Below are 19,646 nucleotides of genomic sequence, written 5' to 3'. Positions count from 1 at the left end.
ATCACCAGGTGAGGAAGGAGATGGCGGCGAGGAGCCGGCGTCGCTCCACCTCGTTGCCACGGATCTTGATGCGACCGGAGATCGACTCGATCGCCGACGTCGTCTCGTCGTAGTAGATCCGCTGCATCGTGTCGGCCAGCATCACGGTGAGGATGCGGGGACGTTCCGGGAGACCGATCGAGACCTGCTGGACCACGCCCGCGTCGATGAGCACGGTGAAGTCCTGCTTGAGGTCGGGCATGCGCACGACCAGCGGCCAGTTCCGCCAGCTCGCGACGGCGGCCACGGTGTCCGGGTTGGCGTTCCACTTCGTCGCGTAGTACTCGTCGAGCACGTCGCGCATGTACTCCGGGGTGATCGTCTCCGGGCGCGGCAGATACCCCGTCGCCCGGTCCCGCTGATCGGTCATCGCTGCCTCCTGCACGTCGTGGGTCACCGGGCGCCGACCGGCCGGTGCCGGGCCGCCTTGTTCATCTGCCGGTCCACCCACGGGATGCGGGTGACGGTCTCCAGGACCTGGCTGCGCCGGTGGGCGAAGCGGTCGGGCCAGGCGCTCGCGACCCGGCCGTAGAGGTCGGTCCAGCGCTGGATGTGGTCGGTCAGCGGGCGCTCGGCCCGCTCCCAGCGGGCGAGGCCCGCGGCCACGTCGGGTGCGCGCTCGAGGTACTCGGCCAGCGAGAGCGCGTTCTGGAAGGTGAGGTTGGCGCCCTGGCCGAGGTTGGGCGGCTGGGCGTGGGCGGCGTCGCCCACGACGGCGGCGACGCCCGACGACCACGCCCGGGTCGTGACCCGCATCCCCCGGTCCCAGCGGCCGCCGTCGGCGATCCGCTCGATGATCCCGCCGAGCGTCGGGAAGGACTCCAGCCAGCCGGCCTTGTCCACCGGCACGCGGCGGCCGGCCTCGTCGCCGACCGGGCAGCAGAGGCAGACGTAGTTGACCTCGTCGGTGCACGGGTCGTAGAGCAGCCGCCGCGAGCCGCTCCAGTACTCGGTGATCTCGGTCGGCGAGTCCTCCGGGAGGCGCGGGATGAGCAGCCGGGTGTAGCCCTCCTCGAGGTAGTCCACCCGGCGGGTCAGCAGCAGCGTCTCCCGCAGCCGGGAGAAGACCCCGTCGGCGGCCACCACGAGGTCGCCGCGGTGGCGGGTGCCGTCCTCGAGCTCGAGCTCCCCGTGCGCCGTGGCCGCCACGGCCGTGGACCGCAGGGCGACCTCGACGTGCAGCTCCTCGGCCCGGGCGATCAGCGCGTCGTACAGGTCGGCCCGCGGCGGGAGGAGCAGCCGGTCGCCCGTGGCGAACGAGCGGTGCAGCAGCGGGCGGCCCTCCTGGTCGCGGGCGACCATCGACTCGATGCGCTGCGCCCGCTTGGTCGCCGCGGCCTCGACGCCGAGGGCGTCCAGCGAGCGGAGCCCGTTCTCCCAGAGCCAGATGCCGGCGCCGAACATGCGCAGCTGGTCCGACCGCTCGTGGACGCGGACGCTCCACCCGTGCTGGGCGAGCGCGATCGCGACGGCCAGCCCGCCGAGCCCGGCGCCCGCGATCTCCGCGTGCCTGGCCTTGCCCATGGGTTCCCTTCCGGTGCGTGTGGGGGTCGTCGTGGGGTGGCGCCGGTCAGAGCCGGGCGGCCGAGGTGCGGCGGCGCAGCACCTGCTCGCGGTAGAAGGAGCCGCGCTTGGTCCGGGGCACGACGAACCGGTCGTAGAGGACGAGGACCACCACCAGCGCCACCCAGGTGAGCGCGGCGGCCCAGTCGGTCATGGCGATGGCGATCCCGATGAGCGCGGTGAGCACCAGGAGGAACACGGCCAGCGGAGTGCCGAAGCGGGCGACCAGCGGCCGGTCGAGGTCGGTGCGCCGCCGCAGGAGGAGGTAGACCAGCGCGACCACGAAGTAGAGCGTCGTCGACCAGGTCGACAGCACGTGGGACACGAAGGTGAAGTCCGAGACGTAGGCACCGATGAGGGCGAAGAGACCCAGGACGATGATCGCCACCCAGGGCACCGAGCGCCGGGAGTACCGCCCGACGGCCCGCGGCAGCGCGCCCTGCTGGGAGTAGAGGGCCAGGATCCGACCCATGCCCATGAAGTAGACCGACAGCGTGGTGTAGGTGGCGACGAGCATCGCGAACAGCGCCAGGTAGAACAGCGCGCTGTGGCCGAACTTGGCCTCGACGACGCCGATGGTCGGGACCGGCATGACGGCGAGCGCGGCGAGCGGGAGGCTGGAGAGCACCCCGACCGCGAGCGGGATCTGGCGGATCCACAGCTGCCAGGCGGCCGAGAGCAGCCCGACGTCGCGGGAGCGGCCGAAGTCCCGCCACTCGTCGACGAGGACCTGCTGCACCTCCATGATCCCGGCCATGATCCCGAGCCAGAGCCCGGTGACGGTGAAGAACGTCCAGAAGTCGATGGGGGTCGGCGAGGGCCAGTTCAGCGCGAACGAGTCGGTGTTGGCGATGAGGACGCCGACGGCGACCGCGAGCACGATGTCGGCGACGAGGGTGATGACGACGAGCGCCGACTGCACCTTGCCGGTGATCTGGTGGCCGAGCAGGTTGAGCGCCATGACCGGCACGAGCACGACGTAGGGCCAGATCCCGGAGGGCACCGCCGGGAACAGCAGCGCCAGCAGCTCGTCGGCGATCAGCAGCTCGAGCCACATGAACGCGCCGTACACCGGGGCGTAGAGGATGAGGTAGGACGTCCCGAGGGAGAACACGCCCGCCTCGCGGGCGTAGGACTGGAGCGAGCCGGGCTCGGGCACCGCGGTGATCATCTCGCGGTAGAGCCACCAGGCGGTGTGGATGACCACGACGCCGCCGAGGAAGCCCAGCAGCGTCCAGAGGATCCCGTAGGACGACGCGGTGTAGACGATCCACGCCCACCCCGCGGTGAACAGCATCTCGCCGGTGCCGATGGCCGAGACGTCGAACCACGACAACGGTTTCTCGTCGACGAGCTCGATGTCCTCGAGCCCCTCCTCCGACAGTTCCTCGCTGGTGGACATGTCGTACCTCTCTCGTGGTCGCGCAGGGGTGGTGGGACGAGCGGGGAACGGCGCTGTTCGGGGAGGGTCAGGAGGTCTGGACGGAGCGCTCGCGGCGGCGCATGTCGGAGACGAGGTCTCCGGCCTGCTCGGCGGAGTAGCGGAACTGGTCCGGGGCGGGGAGATCGCGGGGATCGGCGCCGTGCACGACGTCGTAGGTGAGGTCGGTGACCGAGTAGCCGATGCCGCGCTCGTGGGGCCAGGAGCGGGCGATGGCCTCCTCGTCGAAGGTCACCACCGCGCCGTCCTGGATCACGGTCTCGATGGCCTCGCGCCGCTGCAGGACGGTGATGTCGGCGACCGGGTCGCCGTCGACCACCAGCAGGTCGGCGATCATGCCCGGCGCGACGGTGCCGATCTCGCCGGCGAGCCCCAGCATCTGCGCGCCGTTGCTCGTCCCGGCCTGGATGGCCTCGAGCGCGGTGAGCCCGGCGTAGCGCATGAGCAGGTCCAGCTCGCGGGCGTGCCAGACGCCGTACGGGCTGAGGGAGAAGCCGCTGTCGGTGCCGAGCACCATCGGGACGCCGGCCGCGTGGGCCCGGTGCAGCGAGTCCGCCGAGACCTCGAGCATGCGCTTCATCCCGTCGCGCAGCGGCACGGGCGCGCCGACGAGGTGGCCCCAGTCGCCGGCGTTGGCCAGCAGCAGCAGGGTCGGCACCAGCGGGATGCCCGACGCGGCCAGGTGGTCGACGGTGGCCTCGTCCATGATGTTGCCGTGCATGATCCAGTCCATGCCGGCGGTGACGGCGGCGTCGACCTCCGCCGAGCCGCGGGCGTGGATGGTGATCTTCTTGCCGAGCTGGTGGGCGAGGTCGGCGAGCACCGTCATCTCGTGGGTGGTGAACGCCTGGAAGTCGCCGTAGGGGCTGTCGGCCAGCTTGATGAGGTCGACGCCGTTCTTGGCCTGGTGGCGGACCTCGTCGATCATGTCGTCGAGCCGGTTGTGGACGATCCCGATCGAGCCCTCGGGGACGCCGACCCCGTCGGGGTACCAGTCGGTGAGGCCGTTGCTCGTCGAGAGGTAGCGCCCGGCCGAGGTCATGCGCGGGCCTTGGACGATGCCGTCGGCGATCGCCTCGCGCAGCGCCACCCCGATGTAGTAGCTGCCGCCGGGCTGGGAGATGCCGGTGACGCCGGAGCGCAGCACCTTCTGGGCGTGGAACGCCGCCTTGAGGGTGCGCGACTCGGGGCTGGTGTAGAGGTCGATCTCCTCCTCGGACCGGCTCTCGCCGTAGGTCATGTGGCAGTGGGCGTCGACGAGGCCGGGCATCACGGTCTTCCCGGTGGCGTCGAGCTCGCGGAGGGTCTCGCCCCGCGGCACCGCGTCGCGGGTGACGTGGGGGCCGACGTCGTGGATGCGTCCGTCGCGCACCAGCACCGAGGCGTTCGGCACGGGCGGGTTGCCGGCGCCGTCGACGACGGTGCCGTTCGCGATGAGCAGCCAGGTGGACGGCATGCGCGGTGCTCCCCGGGATCGGTCCGCGGCTCCGGTCGGTCGCGGATGTCGCCGAGGAGACTGACCGGCCGGGGCCGGGCGCCGGAAGGACGGCCGTGAACGGCGCCGAAACCACCGAAACCCGCCGGGGGCGTGATCAGCGTCGCAGGTCCCGCAGGAGGGCGACGGTGGTGGCCGAGGGCTGCGCCCCGAGCTCCCCGAGGGCCCGCTCGCAGGAGCGGTAGGCCGCGAGCACCCGGTCCGGGTCGCCGTGGGCGTGGGCCAGCCGCATCCGCAGCCGCCAGCCGGCCTCCCGGGCGGGGTCGGCCCGCAGGACCTCGTCGAGCAGCTCCTCGGCCCGGCGCAGCCCCCCGGTCGCGAAGGCCGCCTCGGCGGCCTCGAAGCGCACGTCCTTGGTGATCTCGGCCAGCTGCAGCCGCCGCTCCTCCACCCACGCCGAGCGCAGGCCCGGCAGGTACGGGCCGCGGTCCACCAGCTCCAGCGCGTCGAGCAGCAGGCGCAGCCGCTCCTCGCCGCGTCGCGTGGTGGCCTGGGCGACGAGGGCGACGACGCGGCGGGACTCCGTGGTGACCCGGACCCCGGGACACAGGCGCAGCGCCCCGGGCGAGCCGTCCACCGTCCCGACGACGTCCGGGAGCACCTTGCGCAGGTGCAGGATCGCCTGGCGCAGGTAGGAGGTGGCCGACTCGTCGCGCCTTCCCTCGAACAGGGCGCCGAGCAGCTCGGGCCGGCCGACGGCTTCGGCGTCGCCCCGGGTGGCGAGGTGGGCGAGCAGCTCGACGCTCTTGGCCAGCCGCGGCTTGACCTCGCGGCCGTCGAGGGTGATCGCCGTCCGCCCGAACTCGGCGACGTGCACCGCCGACCCGATGAGGTCGTCCAGTCCCTCGACCCGGGTGCGCAGGGCGCGGCCGAGCTCGTGCCAGGGCGAGTCCGCGTCGACCTCGAGGTCGAGACGGCGGGCGAGGACGTCGGGGAACTCGGCGAGGGCCGACAGCAGCCCGTGCACCGACCCCTGCCCGCGGGCGGCGGCGAGCGCGACGTCGGCCGCGGCGTCGGCGCCGTCCTCGTCGCCGCTGCGCCAGGCGGCCTCGGCGAGGTAGACCGCGGCCGCGGGGAGGTAGAGCAGCCGCCCGCCGTGCCGCATCCCCGCCACCGCACGGCGCAGGCGGACCGCCGCGGCGGCCGGCTCCCGCTCGGCCAGCGCGATCCGGCCGCGCAGCATCTCCACGTGCTCGGCCACGAGCGCGTAGCCCCGCCCGATCGGGTGCTCGGCGACCTGGTGCAGCGCCCGCCGCGCCGCCGCCGGGTCGTCGTGCAGCCGCAGCTCGAGCTCGACCTCGATGCCCCGGCTGTAGACCTCGAACAGCGCCGAGCCGGTCGCGGCGATGCGGGCGCGGCCCTCGCGCAGCAGCCGCCACGCCGCGTCGGGCTCGCCGATCTCGGCCATCAACCGCGGCCCGACGAGCCCCTCGAGCCAGACGCTGTGCTCCCCCGAGCCGCCGGCACCGGTGTCGACGAGGCGGTGGTAGAGCTCGAAGGCCTCGGCGGTCCGGCCGGTCGCGAGCAGCCCGCTGACCCGCCAGGACTCGGCGGCCCGGACCGCCCAGGGCGAGGCGGGCCGGCTGCCCATGTCCCCCAGCCGTCCGAGGTCGAAGTGCGCCCGCATCACCAGCGCGTCCATCGGGCCACCGGTCAGCGCGCCGAGGGAGGGATCGACCTCGTCCGAGGAGCTGCGCTCGGTGTCGACCAGGCGCATCGCGTAGCGCGCCGCGTCGACGTCCGGCCCGGGGACGGCGGACTCGATGACCGCCTGCATGTCGGCCGGGCGGCCCGCGTGCAGGTAGCACCACGCCATCAGCGCCGCGGCCCGGCCGGAGCTCTTCGCCAGCTCGTCGCGGTGCCCGCTCGCGGCGAGCCGGTCGGCCAGGCGCACCCCGGCCGCGAAGTCCTCGCGGACCACGGCCAGCATGAGCTCGGCGCCCGCCAGCTCCCCGTGGTGCTCGCGGCGCACCGGGTCGAGCCGGGCCAGCCACCGCTCGGCCAGCCGGAAGTCGGTGCGCTCGATGAGGCGCTCGAGGACCGGGGAGACGACCGCGACGGCCCGCTCGAGGCACTGCGCGGCGAGCAGCTCCTCGACCGCCTCCTCGTCGTGGCCGGCGGCCAGCAGGAGCTCCGCGTGGGCCCGACGCAGCCGGCGCAGCTCGTCCTCCCCGCGCCACGCCAGCCGGCGCAGGAGGAACTCCCGGAACCGCGGGTGGCAGCGCAGCCGGGTGCCCGCCCCGTCCCAGCTCACCGGCAGGCGCCGACCGCGCAGCGCGTGCAGACGCGACGACGCCGCGGCGAGGCCCAGCGCCTCGGCGTGGGCCGCGGTGACCTCCTCCAGCACGGCGGTGGTCACCAGGAACTCCCGGTCCGCCTCGTCGAGCTGGCCGAGGATCTGGGTCGACAGGTAGCCGTGCAGCGGGTCGGCCTCGCCGCCGAGCCCGATGACGTGGTCCTGCGAGCGCCACGCCTCGAACAGCACCCCGGTGAGCCAGCCGCCGGTCTCGATGAGGGCCTCGACCGGGTCGACGTCGGTGCGTCCGGTGCGGGCGAGGGCCGCCGTCGCCTCCCCGACGGTGAGGGCCAGGTCCTCCTCCCCCACCGCGGCGACCCACGGGGAGGTGTCGAGCACGGTGGAGAAGCGCAGCTCGACACGGCTGAGCAGCACGAGCCGCGCGGACTCGGGGAGGTAGCGGGCGAACGCCCCGAGGACGGCGAGCGCCGCCGGGGAGTCGGCGAGCCGCTCGGCGTCGTCGACCACGACCATGACCTCGCTGTCGCCGACCGCCTCGGCGAGCAGGCCGGCCACCTCGGGGTGGGCGAGGTTCGCGGCGAGCGCGCCGCTCGCGATGCCGCGCACCGTCGGCACCTGCCGCGCCAGCGCGGCCTCGAGGTAGACCAGCAGGCGCCCGGTGGCGACGTCGGTGGTGTCGAGGTCCAGCCAGGCGAGCGGCCGCCCGATCTGCGCCGCGGCGTGCAGCACCGCGGTCGTCTTGCCCGCGCCGGCCGAGGCGTAGACGAACACCAGCCGGTGGGCCTCGAGCAGCCGGGCCAGCAGCGCGGACACCCGCGGCCGGGGTGTCGCCGTCGTGTCCGGGCGCGGGGGCACGATCTTGCGCTGGATGACCCACTCCGGACTGTCCACCACGGCTCCTCCCGGTCCCGCCCCCGCTGGCCCCCGTTTCGCCGACGTTCACGCAGTCTCCCGGCGACGTGCAACGCCCGCGTTACCGTCACCGTCCCCGAGACGGACGGAGGACGTCGTGCCCACCACATCCTGCGGCGCGCAGTCGGACCCGGTCACGGTCCACCACGAGGAGACCGGGGACGGGCCGCCGATCGTCTGGATCCCCGGGACCGGGCTGCGCGGCAGCAGCTGGGCCCCGCAGGTGGCCCACTTCGCCGACCGCTTCCGCTGCCTCACCGTGGACCTGCGCGGCGCCGGATCCACCGGGGACCTCGCCGGCCTGACCGTCGCCCGGCTCGCCGCCGACGTCGCGGGGTGGATGGACGACCTGGGCGTCGGGCCGGCCGCCGTGGTCGGTCTCTCGCTGGGGTCGGCCGTCGCGCAGGAGCTCGCCCTGGCCCGGCCGGACCTCGTCGCCGCGCTCGGCCTCGTCGCGACCTGGTCGTCCACCGCGCGCGAGCACCACATCCGCCGCCACTTCGCCTCGCGGGTCTACGCGCTGGAGCACGGTCCGCTCGATGTGTTCGCGCAGTTCGCCTTCTGGATGTCCGCGCCCGCGGTGGTCGACCGCGAGCCGGACCGGCAGGCCCGCGTCGAGTCGCTGCTCGCCGCCCACACCTCGCGGGACACCGCCGGGACGGCCGCCCACTTCCGGGCCGACCTGTCCCACGAGACCCGCGACCGGCTGGCGTCGATCACCACGCCGTGCCTGGTGGTGCACGGCGACCAGGACCTCATCACGCTGCCCTGGTACAACCGCGCGGTCGCCGAGGCGGTCCCCGGGGCGCGGCTCGAGACGATCACGGACGCCGGGCACCTGGTGTGGCTGGAGCGCCCCGACGAGCTCAACGCGGCGCTCGACCCCTTCCTGACCGCCCACGCCCGCCGGGAGGCCCCGACCGCCGTCACGTCGTGAGGACGACCTTCCCCCGCACCCGGTGGTCGGCCATCGCGTCGAGGGCGTCGCGGACCTCGGTCCAGTCACCGGTGAGCCCGATCCGCGGGCGCAGCGCCCCGGACGCCACGAGCCCGGCGAGCACGCCGAGGTCGGCGCCGCGGGTGCCCGGCGGTTCGGAGTGCACGAGCCCGACGATGCGCGGGTTGGCGACCGACAGCAGGTCGCGCAGCCCGAGCTCGGTCCTCCCGGCCATCGCACCGTAGGTCGCGATCACCCCGTGCGGCGCGAGGTGGTGCAGCGCCTGCCGCAGCACGTCCCCGCCGGCGCCGTCGGTCACCAGCCGGTAGCCGCCCGGGCCGTCCTCGAGGTCGGCGACGACGACGTCGGCGCCCACCGCCCGGGCCTCGTCCGTCGACTCCGGGCGGCTCACCAGCGCGGTGACCTGCGCGCCGGCGGCCCGGGCGAGCTGGATCGCGAACTGGCCCACCGCCCCCGTCGCCGCCGTCACCAGCACCCGCTCGCCCAGCAGCGACCCGCCCTCGCGCAGCGCGCGCAGCGCGGTGAGCCCGGCGATGGGCAGGGCGGCGGCGTCGGTGGCGGACACGGCGTCGTCGAGCGGGGCGAGCCGGTTCGTGGGGCACGCGACGCGCTCCGACCAGCCGCCGCCGTCGACGATCGCGACGACGCGGGTCCCGACGCCCGGCCCGGTCCCGTCGGCGGCGGCGGTCACCACCGTGCCCGCCACGTCCTGGCCCGGGCGCCAGTCGCGGTCACGGACCGCGAGGAGGGCGAGCTCGCCCCGGTTCACCCCGAACGCCTCGACGGCGAGCACGGCCTCGTCGGGGGCCGGCTGCGGCTCGGGCGCGTCCTCGTCGAGCCGGAGCCCGCGGGGCGCGTCGGGGTCGGTGATGTAGCTGCGCATGTGAACGATTGTGGTCGCCCGGGCGACCAGGATCGTTCACCTGAGCCGAAGGCTCTTCCCCTCCGCCGGGACCAGTTCGCCGATCACCGGGGCGCCGGGGATCTCCCCGACGAGCAGCAGCCCGCCCGAGGTCTGCGCGTCCGCGAGCAGCAGCCGGTCCTCCTCCCCCACCGACCCGGCGTCGGTCTCCGGCGCGACCCAGTCGAGGTTGCGGCGCGTGCCGCCGGAGACGAACCCGTCCCGCACCGCCTCGCGGGCACCGTCGAGGTAGGGCACGGCCGCGCTGTCGATCACCGCGGTCACCCCCGACGCGCGGGCCAGCTTGAAGGCGTGCCCGAGCAGCCCGAACCCGGTCACGTCGGTGCCCGCGACGATGCCCGCCGCCACCGCGGCGGCCGAAGCCTCGGCGTTGAGCGTCGCCATGGTCTCGACGGCGTGGCCGAAGACCTCGCCGGTGACCTTGTGCCGGTTGTTGAGGACGCCGAGGCCCAGCGGCTTGGTGAGCGAGAGCGGCAGGCCCGCGCGCCCGGCGTCGTTGCGGATGAGCTGCGACGGGTCCGCGGTGCCGGTGACCGCCATGCCGTACTTGGGCTCGGGGTCGTCCACCGAGTGCCCCCCGGCGACGTGGCAGCCCGCGGTGTCGGCGACGGCGAGCCCGCCGCGGAGCACCTCGGCGGCGAGCTCGAGGGGCAGCAGGTCCCGCGGCCAGCAGAGCAGGTTGAGCGCCACCACGGGCCGCCCGCCCATCGCGTAGACGTCGGAGAGGGCGTTGGCGGCGGCGATGCGGCCCCAGTCGTAGGGGTCGTCGACCACCGGCGTGAAGAAGTCGGTGGTCGCGATGAGCGCGAGGCCGTCGCGGAGGGTCACCGCTGCCGCGTCGTCACCGTCCTCGAGACCGACGAGGAGCTCCCCGGTGCGCGGCGTGGACGGCGACGGCGCCAGCCCCCGGACCACCGACTCGAGCTCGCCGGGCGGGATCTTGCAGGCGCACCCCCCGCCGTGGGCGTAGCCGGTCAGTCGGGTCGGGGTGGCGGTGCTCATGCCGACCATCCTGCGCCCCGGTCCGCCGCTGGTGCAGCTCTCCCGGCGGTGCGGCTCTACAGGCGGTGCAGGCCCCGGAGCACGCGGGCCATGACCTCGCGGTCCGGACCGCGTCCGGGGCTGAGCCGGTCGGCCGTCGGGTGCACGGTGAGCGTCCCGTCCTCGGCCATGTCGTCGATGAGGATGCGCGCGACGCCGAGCGGGAGGCGCAGCAGCGCGGCGAGCTCGGCGACCGAGCGCGGGCCGTCGCAGAGGTCGCTGATCGCGCGGTGCTCCGGGTCCTCCAGCGGCCGGCGCGGCGACGGCACCGACACCAGGGTCTCGACGCGCAGGTCCGCCCGCGCGTGGGTGCGCCCCCGCGTGCGGACGTAGGGCCGCACCGAGACCCGGGACTCGATCCCCTCCGCGCGGTTGCGCAGCTCCGCGAGGTGCAGCGGGGCGGTCGGCGCGTCGTCGGCGTCGTCGGTCAGGGCCGGGCGCGGCCACGGGTCGGCCGCGGTGAGAGCGCGGAGGTCGGGGTCGTCGGCCGCGGGCCGTCCGCGGCGGACCACCGGGCCGGCCTGCTCCGGGACGACGGCGTCCTCCGCGGCGCGCCGCGCGGCCTCGCGCCGGGCGCGCCGCGCGTGGGAGGCGAAGCGGGCCCCCGTCCGCCCGACCAGCGGATCGGCGGCGGGCAGGTCGGGCAGGTCCGGCAACTCCGGCGGCTCGTGCCCGACCACCACGACGTCCTCGGCGGGTCGGGGAAACCGTGCACCCGTGCGGCCGACACCCTGTCGGCGGCGCGGGCGCCCGCGCTCCGGGCGCTCGCCGTCGTCGTCAGTCACGCTGTGTGTCTGCTTCCCATCCGCGAGTGACATCGGTCGCCCGAACACGAACGGGCAGGATCACCGTACGGGGTCGACCGCGACGAGCATCACCCTCCGTGGAGCGGGTCACGTGTCGCAGCACCGGCCAGGGCCGAACGGGCGACGACGCTGCGACAGCCGGGCCTTCGGCTCCCTGGTCGATGAGACAGGACTCCGGGAGTGCGCCGTTCCGGTGATGGGAGTGGCCCTCACCACCGCTGCACGAGCCCTCGGACTAAGCTGACCGTGGCTCTGCCTCTGACCTCTCGGCAGGGCTCATCTCGGCGGAACCCGGGGTCGTCGTCGTTCCACCCGGTCCGCCGGGACGGCGACTCCGGGTTTCGTTGCGCCTGCTCACGATCCCGTCCGACGAGCCGGTCTGACGAGCCCTGCTCACGTCTCCGCGGCCACCCGGGCGCGCTCCCCGCCGCAGGCGACGACGTCGCCGGGCGCGAGCTGGCGTCCGCGGCGCGTCTCGGCCCGCCCGTTGACCGTCACCTCCCCCGCGGCCACCACGTCCTTGGCGTCGGCGCCCTGCTCGACCAGGCCCGACAGCTTGAGGAACTGGCCGAGGCGGATCGTCCCCCGGACGTCCACGTCCCGGATCGGCGTCCCTGCACCCACCGGTGCTCCCTCCTGTGGCGGTCTGCTCGGATGACGGTCGTGCTCCCGGCGCCCGTCCTGCTCGTCCTCGCCGGCGTGGGCGCCGGGCTCTCGGGCTCCATGGCCGGCCTCGCGTCGCTCTTCTCCTACCCCGCCCTGCTCGCCGTCGGTCTCCCACCCACGGTCGCGAACCAGACCAACACGATCGCGCTCGCGACCTCCAGCATCGGCTCCATCGTCAGCTCCCGCCCGGAGCTGCGCGGTCAGCGGGCCCGCGTGCTCCGACTGCTCCCGCTGACGGTGCTCGGCGGGGTGATCGGCGGCGCGCTGGTGCTCGTCACCCCGTCCGAGACGTTCGCGCTGATCGTCCCCTTCCTCGTCGGCGGGGCCTCGCTCGTGCTCCTGCGCCCACCGCGGCCCGCGGAGCCGGGCACGGCGCGCGCGGCCCGGTCCCCCGGCCGCCCGGGTCCCGCGACGGTGCTCGGCGCCATCGCGATCGGGGTCTACTCCGGCTACTTCGGCGCGGCAGCCGGCGTGCTCATGCTCGCGCTGCTCTCGCGCCTGCTCGCCGACACCCTGGTCCGCGTCAACGCGGTGAAGAACGTGCTGCTGGGCGCGTCGAACGCGGTGGCGGCGATCGGGTTCATCGTGCTCGGGCACGTGGCGTGGAGCGCGGCGCTCCCGCTGACGGCCGGCCTGCTCGTCGGGAACTACACCGGCCCGGCGATCGCCCGACGGCTGCCGCCGACGGTGCTGCGGGTCGGCATCGCCGTCGCCGGACTCGTCCTCGCGGTGGTGCTCTTCGTCGACGCCGTGCGGGGCTGAGCCCCGAAGCGTCAGAACCCGGGCGGTCAGGCTTCGGACAGCTGCCGCTTCACCTCGGTCGACACCCGCTTGCCGTCCGCGCGCTGCCCCACCTGCGGCTGGACCACCTTCATGACCTGCCCCATCTGCCGCGGCGAGTCCGCCCCGGTCTCGGCGATCGCCGCCGCCACCAGGGCGGCGAGCTCGTCGTCGGAGAGCGGCTGCGGGAGGTACTCGGCGAGGACCTTCTCCTCGGCCCGCTCGCGCTCGGCCAGTTCGGAGCGGCCCGCCCCGTCGAACGCCTCGGCGGACTCCCGGCGCTTCTTGGTCTCGCGTGAGAGGACGCCCAGGACGTCGTCGTCGGACAGGTCGTGGTGCGTGTCGCCGGAGGTCTCGGCGGTGGTCACCGCGGTCAGCGCCATCCGCAGCGTCGCGACCCGGACCTCGTCGCGGGCCTTCATGGCGGCGGTCAGGTCGCTGCGCAGCCTCTCCTTGAGCACGCCCCCACCCTAGGTCAGATCGGCCGGGTCAGGACGGTCACGCCAGGGCGCCCTCAGGTGATCCGACGCAGCAGCGGCATCGGCATGACCCGCAGCGCCCGCCCGAGCACCGCCCACGGCCACCGGGGTACGTAGGCGTGGGCCGGCCGGCGCTCGATCGCCTCGACCATCGCCACCACACCCGGGGTCAGGTCCACCGCGAACGGCATCGTCATGCCCTCGTTGAGGTCGGTCCGGATGAATCCCGGCGCGAGCTCGGTGACCGCGATCGGGGTGCCGACGACGTCGGCCTGCAGGCCCTCCACGAACGTGTGCAGGCCGGCCTTCGTCGCGGCGTACACGGTCGAGGCCCCGCGCAGCCCGCGGTCGGCGGCCACCGAGGTGACGACCACCAGGTGTCCCGAGCCCTGCGCCCGGAAGATCTCCATGGCCGCCTCGCACGTCGCGATCGCGCCGACGAAGTTGGTCCGCGCGGTCGCGAGGTTGGCGCCCGGTCGCCCACTGCCGATCGGGCGTCCTCCGCCGGCGCCCGCGTTGACGACCACCCGGTCCAGCCCGCCCAGCGCGTCCCGCATCGCCGGGACCACCCGGGCGACGGCCTCGTCGTCGGTGACGTCGAGGGCGGCCGTGTGCACCGCCGGCGCCCCGGGCCGGGCGGTCAGCTCCGCGGCCAGGGCCTCCAGGCGGTCGGTCCGCCGCGCGACGAGCGCGAGGTCGTGGCCCCGCCCGGCGAGCTCCCGGGCCATGCCCGCGCCGAGTCCCGAGCTGGCTCCCGTGATCAGTGTCCGCACGGCTCCATCAGATCATCGGCCGCCTCGAGCCTCCCCGACGGCGGCCGGCCCGGGCTCGGACGAATCCGACCCCTCCCCCGCCGCTCACGACCGCACCCCGGTCAGGTCCGGCGCCCCCGGCAGCGACTGCGCCCGCCGCAGCGTCATCAGGCCCTGCACGCCCAGGCTGACCGCGATGAACAGCAGCACGCTGGACGCGTTCACCGCGTCGGCCGAGGGCGCGACCGCCCGGGCCAGCAGGTCGAGGCCGAGGTGCGCGGCGATCCCGACGATCCACAGCGCCGCCGTCAGCGCGTGTCCCTGCGTCCAGACCGCGCCGTCGCGGACCCAGAGCCGCACCGTCGCGGCCCGGACCAGCCCGAGCGCCGCGCCGATCAGGAGCCCGACGACCAGCAGTGCCCACCCGGTCACCGACACCGGGTGCGCCCCGGCGGTCGAGACGACCTCGACGACGCCGACGACCCCGAGGACCGCCGCCACCCGCAGCCGGCGCGGCGAGAACTGCCGCACCCGCAGCTGGTTCCACAGGATCCACCCCAGCACCAGGACCCCGACGACGACCTGCACCGGCCCGCTCATCCGACCCGCCCTCCCCGCGTGCCCGGCCCGTGCGGCCCGGCGTGGTGATCAGCGTCGTCACGGGGCGGGGCTGCGGGCCTCCACCCGCGGGTGGAGGCCGGGTGGAGAACGGGTGTGCGACGGCGGGCGGGGGTCCAGACTCGTGACGTGACGGTGCGGAGCGACGCGGCGTGGGACGAGGGGGCGCGGGACGAGGGGGCAGGCCCGACGGCGGGCCCGGAGACCGCCGTGCCCGGCCCCGCCCGGCGCGAACCTGCTCCCCGGCCCGCGTTCCAGACCGCCGGGGTGCCGCCGCCGCGCAGCGCCTCGCCGTGGGCCTCGCTGGTCCAGGCCGGGCGCCCGGCGCTCTGGCTGGCGGTGGCCGTCGGGACGGTGTGGCCGCTGACCCCCGCCGCGATCGTCGCGGCCGTCCTCACCATGGCCGGGGCGGTGTGTGCGGTGATCGCGGCGCGCGACCCGCGCATCCCCTCGGTCACCGGCGAGGGCGCGCGGTGGCGCACGCTCCTGCTCTCGCTCTGCACCGTCGCCGGGCTCGCCGCGATCGTCCTCGAGCCGCGCGGGGCCGGCTACGCGTGCGCGCTCGCGAGCGGCGCGCTGATCGGGCGCATCGTCATCGATCCCCGGCTCGTCTGGGGGTTCTCCGCCGGCGCCGGGATCGCCGTCGGCGTGGCGATGGCGCTGCGGCTGGGGTCGCCGTGGGCCCTGCTGATCGGGCTGGCCGTGCCGGCCCTCGCGTCGCGGTCGCTCGACCGGGCGCGGCTGCACCGCGAGCACGCCCGGGTCCTCGCGCTGCTCACCGAGCGGGACGCGCTGCGCGAGGTCGAGCTCGCGGCGGCGGCCGGGCAGGAGCGCGCCCGGATCGCCCGCGACCTGCACGACGTCCTCGCCCACACCCTCTCGGGGCTCTCGCTGCACCTGCAGGGGATCCGGGCGGTGGCGGCGAAGCGGCTGGGTGCCGACGACCCGGTCATCACGTCCGTCGACCGGGCCGCCGAGCTCGCCCGCACCGGGCTCGCCGAGGCGAAGGAGGCCGTCGCCGCGCTGCGCGAGGACGCCGGCGCGTCCGCTCCCGGGCTCCCCGACCTCCGGGCGCTCGCGGCGGAGCACGGGGCCGCTCTGGACGTGTCCGGCGACGTCGACGCCCTGTCCCCGCGGGTGCGGGAGACGGTGTTCGCGACGGTGCGCGAGGCGCTCACGAACGTCGGCCGGCACGCGCCGGGCGCCGCCGCCGCCGTGTCGGTGACGGTCACCGACGCCGTGGCGGTCCGGGTGACCGACGACGGGCCCGGCCCCGACGCCGCCCCGGCCGGCGCCCGCGGCGACGTCGGCGGCGGCCAGGGCCTCGTCGGGCTGCGCGAACGGGCGGCCCTCGTCGGCGGGACGCTGTGGTGCGGCCCTCACGACGGGGGCTGGCGCGTGGCCCTGCACGTCCCGCTGCCCGCGGGCGACCCGGTGTCGGGCAGGGTGACCGGGTGACCACCCCGCCCGTGCGCGTCGTGCTCGCCGACGACCAGGCCGTGGTCCGCGACGGCCTCGGCATGCTGCTCTCGGCCGCCGACGACCTCGAGGTCGTCGGCACCGCCGCCGACGGCACCGCCGCCGTCGAGGTCGTGCTCGCGCGGCGTCCCGACGTGGCCCTGGTGGACCTGCGCATGCCCGGCCTCGACGGCGCCGAGGTGACGGCGGCCGTGCGCCGCGCCGCGCCCGAGGTCCGGGTCCTGATCCTCACGACCTTCGCCGACGACGACGCCGTCCTGCCCGCCCTGCGCGCGGGCGCCGCCGGCTACCTCACCAAGGACACCACCGGGGAGGCGCTGGTCTCGGCGATCCGCACCGTGGCGGCCGGCGGGTCGGTCCTCGACGCGGCCGTGCAGCGCCGCCTGGTCGACCTCGCCGGGGCCCCGGCCCCGGCCCCGGCCCGGTCATCAGCCATGGGGCCGGAGATCCCCGAGGGCCTCACCGCCCGGGAGGTCGACACGCTGCGCCTGGTGGCCGAGGGGCTCTCCAACCAGCAGGTCGCCTCCAAGCTCTTCGTCAGCGAGGCCACCGTGAAGACCCACGTCAACCACCTGATCTCGAAGCTCGGCGTGGACGGCCGGCCCGCGCTGGTGGCGTGGGCCTGGCGCCACGGGGTCGCGCAGGGTTGACCTGACCCCGCTCCCGCTACAGGCCCAGCGTCTTCCCGATGATGTCGCGCTGGATCTCGCTGGTGCCGCCGTACACCGTCGAGACGACCGACTGCCGCAGCAGCCGCTCCATCCCGTACTCGGTGGCGTAGCCGTAGCCGCCCAGCATCTGCATGCCCTCGAGCGAGAGGTGCTTGGCGAGCTCGGTGGCCTTGAGCTTCGCCATCGACGCCTCCTTCGGGAACAGCGCCTCCGGGTGCGCGTCGATGGTGCGCGCGGTGTCGTGCACGAGCAGCTTCGTCGCGGCGAGCTCGGTGGCGTTGTCGGCGATCCGGTGGCGCATCGCCTGGAAGCTGCCGACCGGCCGACCGAACTGCTGCCGCTCCTTGACGTAGGCCAGCGTGTCGTCGAACGCCCGGCGCCCGAGGCCGAGCATCAGCCCGGCGAGGATCATCCGCTCCAGGTTCAGCCCGGCCATGAGCTGGCGCCAGCCCTGCCCCTCGGTGCCGACGACGGCGTCCGCGGGCAGGTGGCAGTCGGTGAAGTAGAGGTCGTTGACCTCCTTGCCGCCCATCGTCTCGATGCCGCGGATCTCGAGGCCGTCGGCGTCGGTGGGGACGACGAACATCGTCAGGCCGTCGTGCTTGCCGCCCGCGGTCGAGGTGCGCGCCACGAGCAGGATGTGGGAGGCGATGTGGGCGTTCGAGCACCAGGTCTTCTGGCCGTCGACCACCCAGCCGTCCTCGGTCTTGACCGCCTTGCAGGTCAGCCCGCCCACGTCGGAGCCCGCGCCCGGCTCGGACATCGAGATCGACAGGACGTCGCCGCGGATCATCCCGCCGAGCAGCGCGGTCTTCTGCTCCTCGGACCCGAACTTCTTGATCGCCTCCGCGGTGATGATCGTCGTGCCGAACCCGCCGATCGGCGCCTGCTGGTAGGCGGTCTCCTCGAGGAAGACCAGCAGATCGGTCATGGAGCCGTCGGCGCCGCCGTAGGCCTCCGGCAGCGCGATGCCGAGCCAGCCGAGGTCGGCCATCTTCCGGTAGATCTCGTCGGAGTGCGGGCCGTCGGCGGTGAGCCGGTCGCGGGCCGCCTTGTCCGGGATCTCACGGCGGGCGAACTCGGCGATGGCGCCCGCGAGGGCGTCCTGCTCCTCGGTGAGCGTGACGGGCATGTCAGGACTCCTCGGTCGGGTCGGTGGAACTGTCACCTGGCCAGAAGGCGATGGTGTCGAGGTGGGCCAGGAGCAGGTCCCGGCCGTCGAGGACGTGGCGGGACATGGCTTCGCGGGCCGCCTCGGCGTCGCCGGCCGCGAGCGCGTCGAGCAGGGTGGCGTGGGAGCGCCGCGTGGCCGAGCGCCACGCGGCGCTGGCCGTGTAGAAGCGCGGCGGGAGGTAGCGCTCGGCGCACCCGGCGAGCCAGGCCAGCTTGCGGGAGCCGGCCGCACGGTTCACCGCCGCGTGGAACCCGTGCTCGGCGTGCGCGAGGGCCAGGCCGGTCTCGAGCGGCCCCCCGTCCTGGCCGTCGCAGACCGCGAGGAGCCGGCCGACCTCGGCGTCGTGCTCCCGCAGCGTCGCGAGGTGCCCCGGAGCGGTGGACCCGACCGCGACCGCCGCGCGGGCGGCGAGCTCGCCGGTGAGGTGGGCCTGGGCGGCGAACAGGTCCGCGACGTCGCCGCGGGTCATCTCGGCGACGACGTAGCCGCGGCGCGGCAGCGCCCGCACCATGTCGTCCGCGCGCAGCGACTGCAGCGCCTCGCGCACCGGGGTCTGGCTGACGCCGAGCTCCTCGCCCAGCCGGTCGACCCGCAGGAACGTCCCGGGCGCCAGCTCCCCGGAGAGGATCCGGTCGCGCAGCAGCAGGGCGACGCGGTCCGGCAGCGCCACCCCGTCCCCGAGCGGGGCCGCGGCGCGTCCCGTCCCGGAGGTCATGGCGCCACGTTATCCTATCGGATATAGGATCGACACATGGTCGAGGCGACGGACCGGCCGCACCAGCCCGCGGACACCGTGAGCGGCGCCGTCGCGCTGGGCGCCACCGCCAACGTGATCATGCAGCTGGCCCGGCCGGGCGTCGGGTACGGCGTGGTGGAGAGCCGGGTCGACAGCGGCAACCTCATGCTCCACCCGTGGCACCGGCTCCGGACGACGAGCACCTACCTCGCCGTCACGATGCTCGGCGACGAGCGCGACGTGCGGGCCTACCGCCGCGCCGTCGGGCGCTCGCACGCGCAGGTGCGCTCCACCGACGCCAGCCCGGTCGCCTACGACGCCTTCGACCGCGAGCTGCAGATGTGGGTCGCCGGCTGCCTCGTCCGCGCCTTCGAGGACACCTGGGCGCTGCTGGCCGGCCGGCCCGGCGCGTGGCTGCCCGACGACGTCTACCGCGCCTGCGCCCCGCTGGGCACCGGGCTGCAGGTCCGCCCCGAGCAGTGGCCGGAGGACCGCGCGGCGTTCGAGCGCTGGTGGGACGCCCAGCTCGGGCACGTCGGGCTGGACGACACCGTGCGGGGCTACCTCTGGGGGCTGGTCGACCAGGAGTTCCTGCCGGCCCCGCTGCGCCCCGCCCTGTCCCCGGTGAGCCGGTTCCTCACCGCCGGCTTCCTGCGCGAGCCGTTCCGCTCGCTGATGGGCTTCGACTGGTCCGCGGACGACCAGCAGCGGTTCGAGACGGTGATGCGCCGGATCGGCGCCGTGCTGAACCGGACGCCCGGCGCGTTGCGTCGCTTCCCGTACAACGCCTACCTTGCCGACGTGCGCCTGCGTCGCCGGCTCGGCATGCCGCTGGTCTGACGCGGGGTCAGGCTGGG

General features: G+C 75.2%; 19 protein-coding genes. 5 read left to right on the top strand and 14 right to left on the bottom strand.

The features are described 5' to 3' along the window. Position 1: 1 nt before the first annotated feature. The 5 genes from HH311_RS06385 to HH311_RS33140 form a co-directional block, all read right to left on the bottom strand. The gene (locus tag HH311_RS06385; RefSeq protein ID WP_169182790.1) at positions 2-409 is read right to left on the bottom strand and encodes a hypothetical protein; all 408 of its coding nucleotides are present in this window, start codon (positions 407-409) and stop codon (positions 2-4) included. A 23-nt stretch (positions 410-432) separates the two neighbouring features. Further along, positions 433-1,563, bottom strand: coding sequence for an NAD(P)/FAD-dependent oxidoreductase (locus HH311_RS06380; protein WP_169182789.1), 1,131 nt, complete (start codon positions 1,561-1,563; stop codon positions 433-435). A gap of 46 nt (positions 1,564-1,609) precedes the next feature. After that, positions 1,610-3,004, bottom strand: a complete 1,395-nt coding sequence (locus HH311_RS06375; RefSeq protein ID WP_169182788.1) for an APC family permease — start codon at positions 3,002-3,004, stop codon at positions 1,610-1,612. 67 nt (positions 3,005-3,071) lie between these two features. Next, a complete protein-coding gene (locus HH311_RS06370) occupies positions 3,072-4,499 on the bottom strand; it encodes an amidohydrolase family protein (RefSeq protein WP_169182787.1) in 1,428 nt (475 codons plus the stop codon). 136 nt (positions 4,500-4,635) lie between these two features. Then, a complete protein-coding gene (locus HH311_RS33140) occupies positions 4,636-7,686 on the bottom strand; it encodes a BTAD domain-containing putative transcriptional regulator (protein WP_169182786.1) in 3,051 nt (1,016 codons plus the stop codon). Between the two features lie 118 nt (positions 7,687-7,804). On the opposite strand from HH311_RS33140, the gene HH311_RS06360 reads away from it, so the two are divergent. Then, positions 7,805-8,644, top strand: coding sequence for an alpha/beta fold hydrolase (locus HH311_RS06360; RefSeq protein ID WP_169182785.1), 840 nt, complete (start codon positions 7,805-7,807; stop codon positions 8,642-8,644). Here the strand turns inward: HH311_RS06360 and HH311_RS06355 are convergent. The 4 genes from HH311_RS06355 to HH311_RS06340 all read right to left on the bottom strand — a co-directional run bounded on the left by HH311_RS06355 (position 8,634) and on the right by HH311_RS06340 (position 12,058). Next, positions 8,634-9,548, bottom strand: coding sequence for a zinc-binding dehydrogenase (locus HH311_RS06355; RefSeq protein ID WP_169182784.1), 915 nt, complete (start codon positions 9,546-9,548; stop codon positions 8,634-8,636). The two genes, HH311_RS06360 and HH311_RS06355, sit on opposite strands and share 11 nt — an antisense overlap. 36 nt (positions 9,549-9,584) lie before the next feature. Next, on the bottom strand, positions 9,585-10,589 hold the full coding sequence (gene selD, locus HH311_RS06350; RefSeq protein WP_211189759.1) for a selenide, water dikinase SelD: 1,005 nt from the start codon (positions 10,587-10,589) through the stop codon (positions 9,585-9,587). 56 nt (positions 10,590-10,645) lie between these two features. Next, a complete protein-coding gene (locus tag HH311_RS06345; protein WP_211189758.1) occupies positions 10,646-11,413 on the bottom strand; it encodes a DUF742 domain-containing protein in 768 nt (255 codons plus the stop codon). 414 nt (positions 11,414-11,827) lie between these two features. Next, complete coding sequence (locus HH311_RS06340) at positions 11,828-12,058, bottom strand: RNA-binding S4 domain-containing protein (RefSeq protein WP_312029980.1); 231 nt, start codon at positions 12,056-12,058, stop codon at positions 11,828-11,830. A gap of 30 nt (positions 12,059-12,088) precedes the next feature. Here HH311_RS06340 and HH311_RS06335 point away from each other — a divergent pair, with 30 nt between their 5' ends. Then, on the top strand, positions 12,089-12,862 hold the full coding sequence (locus HH311_RS06335) for a sulfite exporter TauE/SafE family protein (protein WP_169182781.1): 774 nt from the start codon (positions 12,089-12,091) through the stop codon (positions 12,860-12,862). Positions 12,863-12,888: 26 nt separating this feature from the next. On the opposite strand, the gene HH311_RS06330 is transcribed toward HH311_RS06335, so the two are convergent. The 3 genes from HH311_RS06330 to HH311_RS06320 form a co-directional block, all read right to left on the bottom strand. Next, on the bottom strand, positions 12,889-13,341 hold the full coding sequence (locus HH311_RS06330; protein WP_169182780.1) for a GatB/YqeY domain-containing protein: 453 nt from the start codon (positions 13,339-13,341) through the stop codon (positions 12,889-12,891). Positions 13,342-13,394: 53 nt separating this feature from the next. Further along, positions 13,395-14,132, bottom strand: a complete 738-nt coding sequence (locus HH311_RS06325) for an SDR family oxidoreductase (RefSeq protein WP_169182779.1) — start codon at positions 14,130-14,132, stop codon at positions 13,395-13,397. An 84-nt stretch (positions 14,133-14,216) separates the two neighbouring features. Further along, complete coding sequence (locus tag HH311_RS06320; protein ID WP_169182778.1) at positions 14,217-14,711, bottom strand: hypothetical protein; 495 nt, start codon at positions 14,709-14,711, stop codon at positions 14,217-14,219. Positions 14,712-14,858: 147 nt separating this feature from the next. Between HH311_RS06320 and HH311_RS33135 the strand changes: the two genes are divergently transcribed. After that, entirely contained in the window at positions 14,859-16,187 is a 1,329-nt protein-coding gene (locus HH311_RS33135) for a histidine kinase (RefSeq protein WP_169182777.1), read from the top strand. After that, on the top strand, positions 16,184-16,858 hold the full coding sequence (locus HH311_RS06310; protein ID WP_312029979.1) for a response regulator transcription factor: 675 nt from the start codon (positions 16,184-16,186) through the stop codon (positions 16,856-16,858). The genes HH311_RS33135 and HH311_RS06310 overlap by 4 nt, the downstream gene beginning before the upstream one ends. Before the next feature lie 16 nt (positions 16,859-16,874). Here the strand turns inward: HH311_RS06310 and HH311_RS06305 are convergent, their stop codons facing one another. Both HH311_RS06305 and HH311_RS06300 read right to left on the bottom strand, forming a co-directional pair. Then, entirely contained in the window at positions 16,875-18,011 is a 1,137-nt protein-coding gene (locus HH311_RS06305; RefSeq protein ID WP_169182776.1) for an acyl-CoA dehydrogenase family protein, read from the bottom strand. 1 nt (position 18,012) lies between these two features. Then, the gene (locus HH311_RS06300; protein ID WP_169182775.1) at positions 18,013-18,768 is read right to left on the bottom strand and encodes a GntR family transcriptional regulator; all 756 of its coding nucleotides are present in this window, start codon (positions 18,766-18,768) and stop codon (positions 18,013-18,015) included. Positions 18,769-18,804: 36 nt separating this feature from the next. Here HH311_RS06300 and HH311_RS06295 point away from each other — a divergent pair, with 36 nt between their 5' ends. After that, a complete protein-coding gene (locus HH311_RS06295) occupies positions 18,805-19,629 on the top strand; it encodes an oxygenase MpaB family protein (RefSeq protein ID WP_169182774.1) in 825 nt (274 codons plus the stop codon). Positions 19,630-19,646 lie beyond the last annotated feature (17 nt).

This window comes from Actinomycetospora sp. TBRC 11914, assembly GCF_012933465.1.
Taxonomy (GTDB): Bacteria; Actinomycetota; Actinomycetes; order Mycobacteriales; family Pseudonocardiaceae; genus Actinomycetospora.
Note: the sequence above shows the minus strand (reverse complement) of the source record. Positions and strands in the feature narration are given on the sequence as shown.